The following is a 15,905-nucleotide window of genomic DNA, read 5'->3' as shown; positions in this document are numbered from 1 at the left end:
CCTCCTCTTGTATTAATGTCTTATATTATCAAACATTGTTTTGATTTAAGAAAATAAAAATAAAATTTTTAACATTTTAGTTGTTTTATAATATCAAACGCTGTTCTTATTATTAATTTTCGACATAAATTTAAAAATTCCTTCACAGTCTAAAAAATTTTTTATATTTATATCTTTTAGCTGCAAGGAAGGAGTTAAATCATTTCCTTTTCTGGTATATTGCGGTTTTTGGTCGTTTTGATGGCCAGAAATTGCGGATCTTTATTACCGTTATTTATTTTTCGTCATGGAACCTTTTGCTGTTTTAAGAGTTGTTCAGGTGTCATTTATTTATCCCCTTCCCGCATTAAATAATATAGTCTGAAGACATTTTCAGAAATTTTTTCAAGCAGTTCTTCCGCTCTTTCCATAGCTTCATCTAAAGTCATTGGGCGGTTAACTATGCTAAACAAAGCTGTTATACCCTCGGCATATAATTTTTCGTAACCTGTATTAAGGGAACCGGAAATACATACTACTGGCTTACCAAATTTTCTTGCCACCCGGGCAATTCCCAAAGGGACCTTTCCGAACATAGTCTGGTAATCCGTTGCTCCTTCTCCAGTAATAATTAATTCCGCAGTTTTTACTACCTCAGGAAACTGAGTAAGTTCCATAACTATTTCAATTCCCGGCCGAAGTTTTGCATCTAAGAATGCCAGCAAAGCTGCTCCCAGCCCACCTGCAGCTCCTGAACCCGGGACCTCAGCCACATCTTTTCCCAGGTATCTTTTTATCATTGTAGCTAGATGCCTTAAATTTTCATCTAAAACTTTTACCATTTCAAGGGTTGCACCTTTTTGAGGTCCATAAACTGCCGAAGCACCTGTTGGACCACATAGCACATTCTTCACATCACAGGCGACTACAAAATCGGTATCTTTGATTCTTGCATCAAGGCCTGAGTAATCTATCCGCTCTATTTTATAAAGTTCTCCACCTCCAAAACCAATCTCACGATCGTTGCTATCAAGAAATTTTACGCCCAAAGCTTGGGCCATCCCCACACCACCATCATTGGTAGCACTGCCTCCTATTCCTATAATTAATTTTCTACATCCCTCATCAAGTGCCGCCCTTATAAGTTGACCCGTGCCGTAAGTGGTAGTTATCATAGGATTCTTTTCTTCAGTTTTCAAAAGATTAAGCCCGGAAGCCGCAGCCATTTCAATTACTGCGGTACCATCTGGTAGTACACCGAAAAAAGAATCTATTTCCCTTCCTAAAGGATCAAGAACCCGGGTCTTTACAAGTCTTCCACCCAGAGCACACATTATGGCCTCTACTGTGCCCTCTCCACCGTCGGCCATAGGAATTTTTATTATTTCAATTTCTGCATCTATTTCGGATGCAGCTCTTTTAATACCTCTCTCAATAGCTAAGGCAACTTTTAATGAACTCAGGCTTCCTTTAAAAGAATCGGGGGCAACAACTATTTTCATTAAAGTAACCTCCTCCATTTTTTTCGTGATCTACTTGATTTAATTTTATTTTAATAATTTATTAAATGTAAATGTAATGGATTTTTGTTAGTAGATAATGGACAAAACTAACTAAAATAAATACCCTGCCATAACAGCAGGGTTTATACTTGCACTTCTTTAAGAAAAGTAACATACAACACAGGATATTTCCATTTGTAAAATTAAATGCCAAACAATTTTTCAGCATTATACCTTGCAATTCGGGCAACAACTTCGGGCGATGCCTTGTTTAGTTTCAGGTACTGGACAGCTTTTGGAACACTCAAGGGATCGTTGGGCTTGAGGTTACTATAATCACTGTTAAGAACCCCCCGTTGGAAACGTTCTAAATTGTGGAGGAGTATCTGCGGAGTAATTCCATCGGACCGGATGGTAAGTCCGGGAACAGCCCCAAATCCCTCGATTAAATCAAGAATATCTACATTAGCGTGATCAATAATCACTTTTTCTGGTTTTATACCGACGGAAGCAGCAATTTCAAGCGTTTCATTGGTTATTTCCATCCTCTTCTGCGGCGGAGTATGAATGATCACTGGCAACTGGAATTCCTTAGCGATAATTAACTGCTCGCGGAGGACATCCTGTTCCAACCGGCTACCCTCATGCAGGCCGATTTCTCCTAAACCGATAACCCCGTCCATTCTCAACCAGTTGGGTAATGCTTCAATTACTCTGGGCCAATCTTTCGGAATTCCCATCGGATGAATACCAACAGCAACAAAAAGCTTGATGCCGTTTTTCTCAGCATTTGTCCGCGAAAGAGTTAACATCTGGTGAAAATGATCAAAAAGTGTCTCCGCATGCTGAGCTCCAAAAAATAAGGAACAGCCAATAATTTTTTTTACTCCGGCCAGGGCCATGTTTTCGAGTCCCTCGTAAGGAAGTAACGAAACATGGGTATGAGAATCTACAATTTCCACCATGCTGCATACTCCTCTCTTATTTAGCTAAACTAATTATGGTTTAATGTACGCAAATCCTTCTGTTTGCTTCCTGGCAATTTCTGTTATGCCGGCCGGTACAACTGTTACAAATTCGGGCAAACTCTCTTTAGCAATCGATTGAGCCTTAAGAGCATTCTGGCAAGCAACAAAGTTTACCCCTATTTCAGCTAGCTTCTGCATTTGTTCTATTAGCATTTTATTTGTTTGACCATTGCTTTTGAAGGCAGAAACTGCTTCTCCATTAGCTACTACTTCGATGTCAGCATTTCCTTGGCCCACATCGTTTAAAAAATTATTGATATTCATTATTACCCTTTGCCATTTATCAGGTTCGTTAATATGAAACACAAGCTTAAGCCTATTCATCGGTTTAACACCTCAACTTTCATAAATTAAAGTTATGATTTTTTTTACAGCGAATCCTCCTAAACTAGTTTGATTAATTTTCAAGATTTTCCTTAAAAGTAATGTAGCATAGAAAAATTTTCTTGTCCAATTAATTTATCTTATGAAAATTATTAGAAGGAGAGATATCGGTATTTTTCAATTAACGTTAGGACTAATACCCGTCTCTTTAATCGAAGGCTTTGTTACTAACCCTATATCTTTCTAAAATCTTATTTAGTCTATCAATTTTATCTTTAATATCCTCAGCCCCAACAATCTCTGTAACAAGAGCTATACACTTGGATCCCAAGTCGAGAACCTCCTGAATGTTATATTCTTTTATCCCACCTATAGCAACAAAGGGTATACTTGAGTTTGCAACTGCCCATTTTAGATATTCCAGTCCAACCGGGGGTATTGCATTATCTTTAGTATTCGTGGCAAAAAGCGGTCCAACACCTGCATAATCAGCTCCTTCCTTTGCTGCTTTTTTCAGCTGTTCGGGAGAATGAGTAGAAACTCCAATTATATATTCATCCCCTAAAATCCTCCGAGCCTCTTTAACCGGATAATCGTCTTGGCCAAGATGAACCCCATCCGCGTCAACCATTTGACACAAATCCACATGGTCATTTACAATCAAAATAGCCCCATATTGTCTTGTCAGTTCTCTTATTTTGAGGCATTCATAATATTTTTCCTTCAGTGACTTATATTTCTCTCGATACTGAATTATCCTTATTCCAGCTTTTAGCATCTCAGAAACAACTTTAAGATTTTCTCTACCACGAGAAAACTTCTCAGCAGTTATGCAGTAAATATTATAATCTTCCAAAAGTCTTAACTTTTCCAGCTTACTCATCCTCCACCACCATCCTTAACACCTCATCGGCCTGAATTGCAGCAACGGCCGTTACTTTAGGAGCATAAGGTTTTTTATCTTTGACAGAAGTTGCAAAATCACCAACAATAACAAAGTTCCTACCTCTTTTGATTTTTATACGCTCACAATCGCCAAAGCCAGCTACTCCGGAAGCTGCAACAACCTTTTTGTTTAGTTTCATAGCTGCTTCGAAAATTAAAGCTTTTGTTGTTTCATCATCTACAGCCTCCACAATAACATCATAGGACATAATTATTTTTTCAACATTTTTACCATCAATTTTTTCAACTGCTATAGCAATATTAGCCCCTGGATTAATTTGGGTAAGAATATCTTTTAAGGCTAATACCTTAGGTAGACCCACCTGCGTAAAAAAATAACCTTGCCTATTTAAATTCTTAAGCTCCACCCGATCAAAATCAACAATCTTCAAGTTCTGGAACCCGCAACGAATTAGCATCCAGGCAATGTGTGACCCAAGCCCTCCACAGCCGATAATTAGTACTTTTACTCTGCTTAGTTTCTGCAACAAATCATCATTAAAATAATTTTTTAGCATTAAATTAAAGGAGCTCATAAGGTCTAACACCTCTTATCCAATTTGTAAACTCTGGCCTCAACCCTTTTTTTCTTATAACCTCAATTATCTCAGCTACCATTCTTCGATCTTCAACTTCAAACTGCCCTTGGGAATCCTCCTTTTTGCTAAAATACCCTCCGACAGTTGTTTTGGAACCGGCTGACATCTTTGTAATGCAAATGTCCAGAAGAGCATCTCGTAAGCTTGGCCTCTCCCGCGTCGAAAGATTAATACCAATCCGGGGCAAATAGATTCTGGTCACAAGCAAAAACTTAATAAACTCTTTATCGGATACCACATGTTTGGCCTTAAATCCCGTATTGGCAGCCCTTAGTCTTGGAAAAGAAATCGCAATCTCCGCTTGAGGATACTTTTTCATTAAATAGTCAGCATGTAAAATTGCCGAATACACATCCAGTTTGGGCAAAGATAATCCTAAAAGCGGTCCTATACTTGCCGCTTTAAACCCCGCTTTTAATGCTCTTTCCGGAGTATAAAGCCTAAATTCATAATCTTTTTTTGGACCAAAAAGATGCAGCTTTTCATAATCTTTCTTTATATACGTTTCTTGATAAATGGTAGTACCTATAACCCCAATTCTTGCTAATTCTTCGTACTCTTCTTTGGAAAGGGGATAAACTTCGATTGAAACCTCTGAAAAATATTTAGTGGCAAGCTTACAGGCATTTTTTATATAGGCAAAAGGCGAATTTTTCCTGTCCTCACCGGTTAAAAGTAAAATAGAGTCAATTCCCTCACTTTTTATCTGCTGCATTTCTTCTTCCATTTGCTCTAAACTAAGTTTTTCCCGTGGGTATTTTCTTAGTTTGGAAAAACCACAGTAAACACACCCATTTTCACAAAAGTTAGCTATATACAATGGAGCATACAATAAAATAACTTTTCCAAAATTAAGTTCCGTAATTCTTTTGGCTTTTTTTGCCATAAACTTTATTATTTCTTCATCCTCAACATTTAAAAGCTTGACTAAGTCAATTTTATCCAAATAGTCTTTTGCTAAAATATCCAAAGCTTCAGAAAAGGAAGGAACATATTGCTCATACCTAAAATAAAGTTCAAAACATTTTTGTAAATAATCAAGCACAGCTAACACCTTCTAACCTTTTTAAATTAAACTCTTTATCCCTTTATAAAATCTTCAAGAGGAGACGATGCCTGAGCATATTCATACTCTTTTAATAGTCCAATCTCATAAGCAAGCCTTCCCGCTTCAACTGCTTTGGAAAAAGCCAGGGTCATTACCAAAGGATCTTTTGCCGTAGCAATGGCAGTATTAATTAAAACTGCATCAGCACCAAGTTCCATAGCTTGGGCAGCATGAGATGGCCGGCCAATTCCAGCATCGATTATTACAGGTATCTCAACTTCAGCAATTATTGGCTTTAATAAAACTTCACAACCAATTCCTTTGTTTGTTCCGATAGGTGCTGCAAGAGGCATTACCGCCGTAACACCAATCTGTTCAAGCTCTTTAGCGATGTTTAAATCAGGGTAAATGTAAGGAAAAACTTTAAATCCTTCTTTCACCAAAATCTCACACGCCTTGAGGGTCTCATAGTTATCTGGAAATAAGTACTTCGTATCTTTTTCAATTTCAACCTTAACCCAGTCCGAAGAAGTCAACTCTCTGCCAATTTGAGCAATTTTGATAGCTTCCTTATAGTTTGTTGCCCCCGAAGTATTTACCATAATTACTGCCTCTTTGGGAATAAACTCTAAAACACTTTTTTCATGTTTTGTATTGAGACCAATTCTGCGAACAGCCACAGTAAAAACCTCAACCTTTGCTTCATAATACATCCTGGAAATTAAAGCATAATCCGGTAGCTTGCCTGTACCAACAAAAAGCCTTGATTTTAACGTTTTCCCGCCAATAGTAAACATGTAATCACCCTTTCCTGGCAAATTTTTAACTATTAACCCCCACCCACAAAACTAACAATCTCCACATAATCATCATTTTTGAGCAGGTACTCTTCCCAGCTTTCCCTCTTGATAATTTCGCCATTTACCAAAACAGCACATGAAGATTGGTTGAGTTTTAAGTAATCAAGTAATTCTTTAATACTTCCTGTAAAATTAAGCTCTTTGTCATTGACCTTAAGCATGAACTCCCCCCTTTCTTCAACACCAAATAAAAAACCGCCATTTCGCCGGCGGTTTTCTTATGATGCCATTTAAATACTTTAAATAAAAAAGCCTTTAATGCCGGTTGTAATTAGCATTAAAGGCTTTAACGTCGTCTTTTTCCCTTCGCCGGCATTACCCGGAGCAGGTTCCAAGGGTCAAGGCACAGGGTTTTCGGTGCCTACTCTCAGCCGAGCTTACCCCCTCAGCTCCCCTAAACCATATTTAGTTTTTTTTAATTTTAACAACTTTTGTTAATCATTTCAAGTTAAATTTCACTTTTTGTGACAATCCAATAGATTTTTAGTCCTAATACTAATATAATCATTAGAGACATTTACCCATGCTACTTAGCGAAGAGCCAATTTCATTGTATTAGCGAAATATCGTTTTCGAGGAGATTGGCAAATTGATATTAATTTTTATCTAAATTTTTTTTGGAAGTCAATTCAACAGCTTGGCGGATTGCTTCTTTCATACTTAATTCATTTGCAGTTCCTTTTCCAGCAATGTCAAAGGCAGTGCCATGGTCAACACTTGTCCTGACAAAAGGAAGGCCTGCAGTAATATTAACCCCGACTTCTAACCCCAATACTTTGACAGGAGTATGGCCTTGATCATGGTACATAGCAACAGCAATATCAAAATCGCCTCTGATAGCTCTGTAAAATACCGTATCTGCTGGCAAAGGACCAATCGCATTTATTCCTTCTTGTTGAGCTTTTTTAATCGCTGGGATAATTTTTTCTTCTTCTTCTCTGTAGCCAAATAATCCATTTTCGCCAGCATGCGGGTTTATTCCACAAACCGCAATTCTGGGATTCGAATAACCAGCTTTTTTTAAGGTATCATGAGCAAGTTTTATAACTTTGTATACCCGATTCGGGTTAATCATATCTATAGCATCTTTTAATCCCACATGTGTTGTTACGTGTATGACTTTTAATTTGGGTGCAGATAGGATCATTGCAAAATCTTTTGTGTTTGTTAGCTCTGCCAATATCTCAGTATGCCCAGGATACATATGACCTGCTTTATGCAGTGCTTCTTTATTTAGTGGTGCTGTACAAATAGCATCAATTTTACCTTCTTTTGCTAGTTCAATAGCTTTTTCTAAATAGCGAAAAGCTGCATCTCCAGCTTTTGCTGAAACTTGTCCAAAGGGAATATCAGGAGGAAGTAAATTAAGATCCAAACACTCAACTATCCCAAATTTAAATTCTGCTTCATCGATACTCTGAATCGGTTTAATATGAAGTCCAGTATGGATAATAGTTTCAGCCCGTTGCAGTATCTTTGCATCGCCTATAACCAATGGTTTACAGATTGCATAAATTTCAGGATCGCGTAGCGCCTTCATTATTATCTCTGGCCCTACTCCTGCTGCATCTCCCATAGTAATTCCGATTACCGGTCTTGACATATCACCTATCTCCTTTCAAAAAGTGTACTGCATTAATAAGAGTTCTTTCTGTTCCAAAAGCACCGGCTTTCGTAATTGCCAACAAATTACCAAAGCCAATAAGTTGGCTTATTGGGACCCCTGGTTCTAGTTCTTTAATCAACTTCAAACCTCTAACTCCAAGGTGTTTGCATACTGATTTTGCTGTATCTCCTCCTGTTAAAATAAGTCCTTGCAGAGGAATTTCCTTAATAACTTGGCTTGAAATGATGCCAAGAGCATCTGCAATTCTATTCGATATTTGGTTTTGCGGAATATTAAGAAGTTTTCCTATTTCTTGTGTCTTTTGCACAATTTCAGGTGACGAATTGACATGAAAAGCCACATCAAATCCTTTTTTTAATGCTAATTTTATTTCAACGAGGCAACGAGAAATTTCATTATTGTATTGTTCATCTTTTAAAACATTTAATGGGTCCAGTTTTACCGAAGTTACGTTAGGTTGTTTAAGTATAATTGAAAGTTGTTGCTGAGTTATTTTTGAAATGCTTCCAATAACAAGCAATACCGGATTTTCTGTTGAAAGTAATTTAAATTGCGATATGTCATTAAAGGTAAACTCAAGTGCATCTAGTAAAGACTCTGCTAGCCCAGCTGAACCAACCCAGAGAATTTGATAGTTGCTTGAAGAAAGATATTCGGTTACGATTTTTAAGTCTTGACTTGTTTCAGAATCGAATACTATTAGTTGGACATCTTTTTTTAATAAATTATCAACTTTGGCTTTTATATTTTCAATCCCTGATCGTATTGTTTGCAGGTTAACTAAGCCAATATTTCTTTTTGATTGACTCGATAATAAAGATACTATATTGGAATCTTTGACAGGGCATATAGGATCATTTGCGATTTCAGTTTTATCAATCGGAACTCCATGTAAAAAATGTTGCCCTTCAATTGTGGTTCGGCCCATTTTAGGATAAGCCGGCACTATAGCTGCAAAATCAAAAGTAATAACATCCATTATGGCGTCTATTTCTGCACCAATATTTCCACGAAGTGTAGAATCTATTTTTTTATAAATTAGCTTGTATCCTTTAGGTTTTAATACTTGAGAAACTTCTTTTATTTTTTGATAAGCAGCAGAAGAAGTAAGAGAACGGCTGTCAGTATCAATTACAACTACATTCACATTTTTAGCATCTTCAAATAAGTTTTTTATATCAAAGATGACCAAGGTTCTTAGTCCTTTTTGGGTAAATTGAACACCGGTATCTGAGGCCCCAGTTAAATCATCGGCAATAATAGCAATTTGTTTCACATTATACCACTTCCTTTTTTCTCTAGTTTTCTTTATCAGTTTTTATATTTTTTTATTTTTTAGAGAAAAGTAAAAATTGCAGTACATATAACATTTTAGAATTTTAGGGGTCAAGGAACCACACATTTTGAAACTTGCTTACCCTTGACCCCTATAACATTTATCCTAATGTAAGATTCAGATATAATGCTTTTATATTCAAAATTTTATGCGGCATTGTTATTTACAACTCCGATACGTTTTGCCCACCAAGCGGTTATAATTGGAACCAAAAATGCAGTGACAATAACTGACGATGCTACTATTGCTGTAGCCGCTGGTGCAACTGGAGCATAGGCATGGTTTGCTGATGCAACTACAGCTGGTACTGCTGCAGCATTTCCTGCAGTAGATGCAGCCGCTAACCCGGCTATTCCGTTACCACCGGTTAACCGATCAGCAATAAATAATGCCGTTCCAGTAATAACTACTACAGCAACGCCCACCAAGATACCTACAAGTCCAGCCTTCCATACATCAAGCAAATTCATTTTGGCTCCAAGCCCAAAAGCAAAAAACGGTATTAATACTGGTACTGCTCTACCGAAAAATTCCCTCAGTTCTTTATCTAAATTACCCAAAATCATACCAATTATAAGAGGAAGTATTGCTCCAACAAGCATTTGCCATGGAAATGCTGAAAGTCCTGCCACTCCTAATGTCACCATTGTAAAAAACGGCCCAGATTCTAAGCTCATAACAGAATAAGCTGCTACGTCTTCTTTTTTGCCAAATTGTCCCATTAAGGCCATATATAAGCCACCATTTGTATCATTCATCGATGCTACAAGAGCTAAAACAGAAAGTCCGACAAACGGACCACTTTTTATCATTCCTTCTCCAAGAAATTTGGCACCTATAACTCCTACGATAACTCCAATTAATATTTTTGTAATCCATAAAGCTCCACCTTTTTTTAAAATGTAAGGTGTCGCTTTAAAATCTATGGTTGCTCCCATGCATACAAAAAATACTGCTAAAATTGGTAAAGCGCCGGTTAGTAAAGCTCCTGTAAAGGATCCAAATGTGTTTGCTGCATTTGGAAAAAGTGTATTAATTAATGTACCCAAAAAAAGGGGAATGACCATCATACCACCAGGTACACGTTCTAAAGTTGCTTTAATTTTCATTTGGCTCCCTCCTTGCAAAATTTTAGTTTAAATAAATTAGATTATTCTAAAAAATTTACATAAATTATAATTAGACCAAAATTAAAAATTTACGAAATTTAAGCATATTTGTAATTCAGAAGATATCGAGAAATTCTGCAAAGCATTTAGTATAGCAGTTGCAATGTTTTAAGGTGACAGTCCCCCTCTAAAAAAAAGGGGGGACTGCTATAGACTTTTATGCATATAAATTGAATCTTTAAAAGGTTGAAATAAGTTTATATATTCCAAATTCTCTATGTTTCAGAGCCTCGGCTTTGGTAAGCTTGCCATTGCAAACTTCTATCATTTCACTAAATAACCGTTCGCCTGCTTCCCGAATAGTTTCATCTCCTAAAATTATCGTGCCAGCATTAAAATCGATATTGTCTTCCATCTTTTTAAATGTATCAGGGTTAGCAGTAATTTTTATTACTGGAGCTATAGGTGAACCAGTTGGTGTTCCTCTACCTGTTGTAAAGATTACTAGTTGCGCTCCACCTGCTGTCATCCCTGTTATCGATTCAATATCCTGTCCTGGGGTATCCATAATATAAAGCCCTTTACCTGTTGGTGCCTCTGCGTATTCCAAAACGCCCTGTACTGGTTTAGTACCTCCCTTATATATACATCCAAGAGATTTTTCTTCTATGGTACTTATACCACCTTCGATATTTCCAGGGGTTGGCTGTCCTCCACGCATGTCAACTCCCATTGTTTTGGCTTTTTCCTCACACCTTCTAACTATTTCTAGAAGCTTTTGAGCTACTTCCTTGGAAACTGCGCGTTTAGCAAGTAGGTGTTCGGCACCAATTATTTCTGTAGTTTCCGAAAACATTGAAGTGCCACCAAGCTCGATTAGTTTATCTGAAACATAACCTGCTACCGGATTTGATGCAAGCCCAGAGGTAGTATCAGATCCTCCACATTCAACCGCCAATATTAAATTTGTGATATCTACTTCTTCTCTTTTAAGCAAAGAAACTTCCTGAGCCATTTGCCTTGCCAGTCTTGTACCAATCTCCTCAGCTTTTAAAGTTCCCCCACAATCTTGTATAATTATATATTCAACTTTTTTTCCAGTTTTTGATATTTCGTCAGCAACCTTCTCAGTGGGAACCCCTTCACAGCCTAAACCTACAACAAGAACAGCTGCTACATTTGGATTCTTACCGAGTCCTATAAGCGTCTTTGTAACAAGTTCCAGATCAGCCCCAATCTGGCAGCAGCCGTGCTGGTTGGCGAGAGCTACTGCTCCATTTACATGAGAAGCTATCCGCATAGCTACTTCGCTAGCACAAACCGATGATGGAATTATTAACACGTGATTACGGATACCAACTTTACCGTCTGGCCTTACAAAACCTTTGATTTTCATTTTACATCCCCCTCCCAGTCACCCCTACCGCGCAAACTCTCAATGTTGTGGACATGAACATGTTCGCCAACTTTGATGGACTTTGTAGCTCTCCCTATAACCTCACCGTACTTAACCACATTTGCTCCCATCTCAATTTCTTTGAGAGCAAATTTGTGCCCAAAGGGAATATTATCAATTAATTTTATCCTCAATTCTTTACCGTTTACATCCACTAGCACCTCCTCGTTTTTACTTAAGTTTTGTACTGCTGTGGCCACGTTATCTTCAGGATGAGCCACAACTGCAAGTTTTTTCATATAACCACCTCCATTTAATACCTCAAGCAAAGGTCATGCCAACGTTTTATCTGTTAATTGCTAAATACTTTAATACAAATGTTAAAATTTGAAACACTTATTCGTTAAAAAATAAAACCATTGTTGCAAAATGCAACAATGGTTTCCGGTAATGAATTTAATTGAAATTTTTTAATTTTCTCCATAAAGTTGTTCTACTTATTCCAAGCTTTTTCGCTGCTTCTGATAAATTTCCATCTGTAAATTTTATAACCTTTTTAATATATTCTTTTTCAATTTCGTCTAATGGTTTTATTTCAAGGAAGGATTGACTTGACACTTTATTTTCCATACTATCTTGATCATTGTATAGTTTAATATCCCTTACATCGATAATATTACCTTCGCAAATAGCGCAGGCTCTTTCGATAATGCTCTCCAATTCCCTTACATTTCCTGGATAATCCCATTTCTTTAAAAGCTCCATCCCCCTGGAAGTGATTCCTTGAATATGCTTTTTGCAAATAAGTGAATATTTTTTTATAAAGTATGGTACAAGTACTTCAATGTCCTCTTTTCTTTCCCTGAGAGACGGTATATGGATTTGAAGAATGCTAATCCGGTAAAATAAGTCTCGTTTAAACTTACCTTCATTAATCATTTCAATAAGATTTCGATTTGTGGCACATATTATTCTCACATCAACCGGGATTAACCTATCATCTCCTATTCTCATCACCTTTTTTTCTTGGATTACTCTTAGCAGTTTTGACTGGAGCCCCATAGGCATTTCACCGATTTCGTCTAAAAATATGGTACCTTTATGAGCAAGCTCGAATAGCCCTGCCTTTCCTCCTTTTCTTGCGCCAGTAAAAGCTCCTTCAGCATATCCGAACAATTCGCTCTCTAATAAATTTTCTGGCAAAGCAGCACAATTTATTGCTACAAATGGACCATTTTTTCTTTCACTTGCATTGTGAATACTTTGGGCAAAAAGTTCCTTGCCCGTACCCGTTTCGCCCAAAATAAGGACTGTAGAATCTAAAAGAGCATATTTTTTTGCTTGATTAACAACATCTTTCATTTTATCACTTATAAAAATAATGTCATCAAACTTAAAAGACGCAATCAATCCTTTATCTGCCAGCCGTCTTCTTATTTTTTGTTCCATATTTTGAATTTCAGCCACATCCTGAAATGTTGCAACTGCTCCTACAACCTCATTACCTACCACAATTGGAACTCGGTTTGTGGCAATCATAGTTCCCGAAATTTCCTGTATTTTTCCGATTTCAGGCTTTCCTGTCTTTATCACCTCGTATAATCGGGTATTAGGTATTACTGTTTCTACTTTTTTTCCTATAACTTCGGAAGGTAGTTTTTTGAATATTTTTTCCGCCATTTTATTATATATAGATATCCTCCCATCTTTATCCACGGCAATAATCCCGTCATGTACAAAGTCAACAATTGTTTTAATCTGTTCGGTTTTTTCTTTTTCTGATTTAATGGCTTCCGCTAGCCTGAATGCTTCACTAAGCGCATTTGCAACCGCTTCTTTACCAGAAATAATTAGCCGACTTTTAAGCCCTAGTTGTGCAGCGCAACAAGCACCAATGGTGTCACCGATGATTATCTTTGCGCCTTTTTCCTTGGCTTCAGCAATTTGAAATAGAGCTTCTGTTTCCTTTTTGATTTCTATTTTAATAAGGTTTAAATTCAATACTTCCCCGATAACTTCAGAACCGTAAATTACATTCATATAACCAGCGACTCCAATAGGTTCGCTATAACCAATCAGTCCTTTAAACTGCCTGAGAATATCGAAGGGGCTAACTTTTATTTCAACTACAGGTATCGATACTGCTTCTTTTATAAGTTGGTAAGTACCACCACGGCTAATAATGATGTCGGCTCCTTTCTTTTCCCACTCCTGTGCTATTTTCACGCCTTCACTTAGATCTCCAAGTTCCAAATTAAAAGCAAAATCAAAATCCTTTTTGACCTCAATAGCTATTTCAAGCAGATTTTTATAAGGAGCAATGAGCACAATATTCACTGTTATTTCCATCCTTTCAAAAAAGGATTGTGCCACTCCCGCCCTTTAGGAATTTTATCGCGAAAAAAATTTTAACCTATTCGAGGCATCAACATTTAATGTACTTACAGCGGCATTGTTATACATTATTGCACTTTATTACCAGTAACTTAAAAATTTTCCTCCTCTTTTCCCAAAATTATTTTTAAAAACTATCCTACTTTACTTATTTCACCAAATACTACCCTCCATATAACATCAAGCTATTTCGCGTCAACTCCGGTAATACATACATTATCCAGGGCTGACCATGTCCAGGCAAAAAATAAATTCCGAACAATAAAAAGGTGTGAGTTAGATTTAACTAAATAAAAAAGAAACAGATTTAACCCAGGATGAAGCAAAAAAACTTATTTATCTTCCAACAGATTATTGTTACTAAGCTGGGCAGCTAGCAGATTTAATTAAAGTCAGAGTGCGGTGGACTCGAAATAGAAATTTAATATCTAACTTCCTTTTAAATTATTTAAAAAGTAAAGAACTATAAAAAACACTAAAAAGTATTTCTTGCCCCTGTATTTTAAGTATAGTTATACATGGCCATATTCTTATCGATAATACAAGCCAAGAAAGACACATATCAGGCGGGTTACCCCGCCTGATTTACTTTACAAATTTAGTGTGTTTCCTTTACTTATATTGCTCCTCATATATCTCCAGTAAATTCAATTTCTTCAAAATGCTGCTTGGAGTTAACATGGTGACCTGTACTACTCCTGGTAACCTGCCTATTTGAATGTCACCGGTAATAGTTGCTCTGTTTTTTACTTCAGAGATTGAAAGGCCTGTTAAGTTAGCCATTCTTTCAAGTCCGTTTATTGTTGCTTTATTTAAATCTACACCCGAGCCTACAACCTGAATGTTACCGCTCACACTAATTGACCACATTTAGCTCAAATTAAGTGGCCGCAAATATTGCTCACTTTATTTGGCCAGGCAGTTTTTTATACTGCCTGGCCATTGACATAATTTTATACAGAAAATTCATTTTCAATTACTACCTTGACCATACGGTCATCAATAAGCCGTTTCTGTTCGGCTGCAGCTGCCATTAGACAAGCAATGCACAGGTTATTGATTTTCCGGGCAATACCCCCAGCATACTCATAGACCATATCCAAGGCATCATCGGTAAAAATTGCTGAACTTGCCCCGGCTGTCCTGAGATGGTGGGCCACATAGCCTTTTGCTTCCTCCCGTTCCATGGGCGGAAGGTGGTAGCGAAGGTTAATCCTCTGAGCAATAGCTTCATAAACCTGAAGTTGTAAGATACGGCGCAGTTCTGGCTGACCTACCAGAATTAGACTCATTGGATTATACGAATCCATGCGAAAATTCAAAAGAAAGCGTATTTCTTCAAGCATTTCCCGGTCAAGGAGATGAGCTTCATCCACAATAACTACCGGTATTTTCTGTTGATTTTCTGCTAAGTCAAGGATAACCTGATGCAGCTGACGTTTAGCCTGTCCCCGGTTAAAGCGTGGCTCACAGTCAAGCTGCCGCAGGGCTTCCCAGTAAAAATGCCTGGGAGTTAGACCAGAATCGCTAATATAAATAACCCGGTACTTATTGGGGTTTAATAGCGATAATAGTTGCCGTAATGCTGTGGACTTACCTGCTCCTACTTCGCCGGTAATTAGGGCAAAGAGGCGTTTTTCCGCTGCATATTTAAGCCTGGATACCAGCTCTTCATGGGCAGGAGTGGTAAACAAAGAGTTTACCGGCAGATCCCTCCCGAAGGGGGTGCGGTGAAAACCAAAAAAGTGTTCAAACATT

The 15,905-nt window shown here is 37.4% G+C and carries 16 protein-coding genes and 1 riboswitch; all 16 genes read right to left on the bottom strand.

The window, feature by feature from the left end:
- Positions 1–326: 326 nt before the first annotated feature.
- Complete coding sequence (locus CHY_RS05905) at positions 327–1,481, bottom strand: glycerate kinase (protein WP_011344178.1); 1,155 nt, start codon at positions 1,479–1,481, stop codon at positions 327–329.
- Between the two features lie 203 nt (positions 1,482–1,684).
- Complete coding sequence (locus CHY_RS05900) at positions 1,685–2,446, bottom strand: TatD family hydrolase (protein ID WP_011344177.1); 762 nt, start codon at positions 2,444–2,446, stop codon at positions 1,685–1,687.
- Positions 2,447–2,479: 33 nt separating this feature from the next.
- Positions 2,480–2,833 (bottom strand): DsrE family protein, encoded by a 354-nt coding sequence (locus CHY_RS05895; protein WP_011344176.1) that lies wholly within the window; start codon positions 2,831–2,833, stop codon positions 2,480–2,482.
- Positions 2,834–3,041: 208 nt separating this feature from the next.
- On the bottom strand, positions 3,042–3,716 hold the full coding sequence (gene thiE, locus CHY_RS05890) for a thiamine phosphate synthase (protein WP_041537680.1): 675 nt from the start codon (positions 3,714–3,716) through the stop codon (positions 3,042–3,044).
- Positions 3,709–4,314: a sulfur carrier protein ThiS adenylyltransferase ThiF gene (gene thiF, locus CHY_RS05885; protein ID WP_011344174.1), complete on the bottom strand. Its 606-nt coding sequence runs from the start codon at positions 4,312–4,314 to the stop codon at positions 3,709–3,711. Before thiF ends, thiE begins: the two co-directional genes overlap by 8 nt.
- Entirely contained in the window at positions 4,301–5,422 is a 1,122-nt protein-coding gene (gene thiH, locus CHY_RS05880; RefSeq protein ID WP_011344173.1) for a 2-iminoacetate synthase ThiH, read from the bottom strand. Before thiH ends, thiF begins: the two co-directional genes overlap by 14 nt.
- A gap of 35 nt (positions 5,423–5,457) precedes the next feature.
- Positions 5,458–6,222, bottom strand: a complete 765-nt coding sequence (locus CHY_RS05875; RefSeq protein WP_011344172.1) for a thiazole synthase — start codon at positions 6,220–6,222, stop codon at positions 5,458–5,460.
- A 32-nt stretch (positions 6,223–6,254) separates the two neighbouring features.
- Positions 6,255–6,446, bottom strand: coding sequence for a sulfur carrier protein ThiS (thiS, locus tag CHY_RS05870; RefSeq protein WP_011344171.1), 192 nt, complete (start codon positions 6,444–6,446; stop codon positions 6,255–6,257).
- 123 nt (positions 6,447–6,569) lie between these two features.
- A riboswitch (TPP riboswitch) is annotated at positions 6,570–6,691 on the bottom strand.
- A gap of 189 nt (positions 6,692–6,880) precedes the next feature.
- Entirely contained in the window at positions 6,881–7,888 is a 1,008-nt protein-coding gene (gene pdxA, locus CHY_RS05865) for a 4-hydroxythreonine-4-phosphate dehydrogenase PdxA (RefSeq protein ID WP_011344169.1), read from the bottom strand.
- A 1-nt stretch (position 7,889) separates the two neighbouring features.
- A complete protein-coding gene (locus CHY_RS05860) occupies positions 7,890–9,188 on the bottom strand; it encodes a four-carbon acid sugar kinase family protein (RefSeq protein ID WP_011344168.1) in 1,299 nt (432 codons plus the stop codon).
- Between the two features lie 206 nt (positions 9,189–9,394).
- Complete coding sequence (locus tag CHY_RS05855) at positions 9,395–10,357, bottom strand: 2-keto-3-deoxygluconate permease (RefSeq protein WP_011344167.1); 963 nt, start codon at positions 10,355–10,357, stop codon at positions 9,395–9,397.
- A gap of 238 nt (positions 10,358–10,595) precedes the next feature.
- Positions 10,596–11,753, bottom strand: coding sequence for a UxaA family hydrolase (locus CHY_RS05850; protein ID WP_011344166.1), 1,158 nt, complete (start codon positions 11,751–11,753; stop codon positions 10,596–10,598).
- Positions 11,750–12,052, bottom strand: coding sequence for a UxaA family hydrolase (locus tag CHY_RS05845; RefSeq protein ID WP_011344165.1), 303 nt, complete (start codon positions 12,050–12,052; stop codon positions 11,750–11,752). Before CHY_RS05845 ends, CHY_RS05850 begins: the two co-directional genes overlap by 4 nt.
- 157 nt (positions 12,053–12,209) lie before the next feature.
- Complete coding sequence (locus CHY_RS05840) at positions 12,210–14,090, bottom strand: sigma-54-dependent Fis family transcriptional regulator (RefSeq protein WP_049752079.1); 1,881 nt, start codon at positions 14,088–14,090, stop codon at positions 12,210–12,212.
- 669 nt (positions 14,091–14,759) lie between these two features.
- A complete protein-coding gene (locus CHY_RS05835; protein ID WP_041537679.1) occupies positions 14,760–15,002 on the bottom strand; it encodes a hypothetical protein in 243 nt (80 codons plus the stop codon).
- A 98-nt stretch (positions 15,003–15,100) separates the two neighbouring features.
- Positions 15,101–15,904 (bottom strand): ExeA family protein, encoded by an 804-nt coding sequence (locus tag CHY_RS05830; RefSeq protein WP_011344163.1) that lies wholly within the window; start codon positions 15,902–15,904, stop codon positions 15,101–15,103.
- Position 15,905 lies beyond the last annotated feature (1 nt).

Origin of the sequence: Carboxydothermus hydrogenoformans Z-2901 (genome assembly GCF_000012865.1) — a bacterium.
GTDB classification, from domain to species: Bacteria; Bacillota; Z-2901; order Carboxydothermales; family Carboxydothermaceae; genus Carboxydothermus; species Carboxydothermus hydrogenoformans.
The sequence above is the reverse complement of the archived record's forward strand: the minus strand, read 5'-3'. Positions and strand labels throughout refer to the sequence as shown.

Coding starts and splice junctions, on each gene's coding strand:
- CHY_RS05845 (WP_011344165.1), bottom strand. CDS start 12,052: ATGAAAAAACTTGCAGTTGTGGCTCATCCTGAAGATAACGTGGCCACA.
- CHY_RS05855 (WP_011344167.1), bottom strand. CDS start 10,357: ATGAAAATTAAAGCAACTTTAGAACGTGTACCTGGTGGTATGATGGTC.
- CHY_RS05895 (WP_011344176.1), bottom strand. CDS start 2,833: ATGAATAGGCTTAAGCTTGTGTTTCATATTAACGAACCTGATAAATGG.
- CHY_RS05905 (WP_011344178.1), bottom strand. CDS start 1,481: ATGAAAATAGTTGTTGCCCCCGATTCTTTTAAAGGAAGCCTGAGTTCA.
- CHY_RS05875 (WP_011344172.1), bottom strand. CDS start 6,222: ATGTTTACTATTGGCGGGAAAACGTTAAAATCAAGGCTTTTTGTTGGT.
- CHY_RS05850 (WP_011344166.1), bottom strand. CDS start 11,753: ATGAAAATCAAAGGTTTTGTAAGGCCAGACGGTAAAGTTGGTATCCGT.
- CHY_RS05900 (WP_011344177.1), bottom strand. CDS start 2,446: ATGGTGGAAATTGTAGATTCTCATACCCATGTTTCGTTACTTCCTTAC.
- thiE (WP_041537680.1), bottom strand. CDS start 3,716: ATGAGTAAGCTGGAAAAGTTAAGACTTTTGGAAGATTATAATATTTAC.
- thiF (WP_011344174.1), bottom strand. CDS start 4,314: ATGAGCTCCTTTAATTTAATGCTAAAAAATTATTTTAATGATGATTTG.
- CHY_RS05830 (WP_011344163.1), bottom strand. CDS start 15,904: ATGTTTGAACACTTTTTTGGTTTTCACCGCACCCCCTTCGGGAGGGAT.
- pdxA (WP_011344169.1), bottom strand. CDS start 7,888: ATGTCAAGACCGGTAATCGGAATTACTATGGGAGATGCAGCAGGAGTA.
- thiS (WP_011344171.1), bottom strand. CDS start 6,446: ATGCTTAAGGTCAATGACAAAGAGCTTAATTTTACAGGAAGTATTAAA.